The organism is Oleiphilus sp. HI0132 (assembly GCF_001635845.1).
On record NZ_LWGJ01000594.1, the window covers coordinates 1 to 768 of the forward strand.

Annotated in this window: 1 protein-coding gene; it reads left to right on the forward strand. The window is 45.1% G+C overall.

All coding sequences use genetic code 11. The features are described from left to right. Positions 1 to 768: TonB-dependent receptor plug domain-containing protein (locus tag A3766_RS07255; protein ID WP_156508758.1), on the forward strand; the 768-nt coding region annotated here is incomplete at both ends.

The window sequence follows — 768 nt, forward strand, 5'->3', positions numbered from 1 at the left end:
ACCTTGGGGCATAAAACCAGTATACGTATGCCTTCCAATACAGGGCCTTATTACTTGTTTTTACAGGATGGCATACCGGTACAATCCTCTGGCTTCTTTAACCATAACGGTTTGGCATACACCAACTTTAGTACGGCAGGGTCTGCAGAAGTTTTGAAGGGGGCAGGGACTGCATTGTACGGCTCCGATTCAGTTGCAGGTACTATCAATGTGATTTCCCAAGACCCAAGCTTAAGAGAAGGTTATACCGTCAAAACTGAAGCTGGTGCGCATGGCTTTTATCGTTTAGGCCTAGCAGGAAGCGCAAGCTTGAGTGATGACTCTTCAGTCGGCATTGATATATCGCATAGCGAAAACGATGGCTGGCGAGACCATACTCGCTCAAAACGAAGTGAAGCGAATATTACGCATTTTGTTTCCTTGAATGACAACAATAGCCTGAAAACAGTCTTTGCAATAAACACTACTGAGGCTGATCAGGCCGGTAGTTTAATTGGTTTGGATGCGCTGAAAAACGATACAGAATCGGTGGGTGATATAGAAGCTGCACTAGCTACCGGGATGGATATTCAGCGAAAATTTGATTTTGCCCGTTTGAGTACAGAATGGACGCACTTACTTAATGACGAGATTGAACTGAGTACCATTGCGTACTTGAGAACAAACCGGAACCAGTATGTAGCAACTTGGCAGGGAAACCTTCCTGAGAATGATAGCCAGCAAAAAACGCTTGGCCTCATGTTCAAAGCCGACTATAGCCTAGATAGC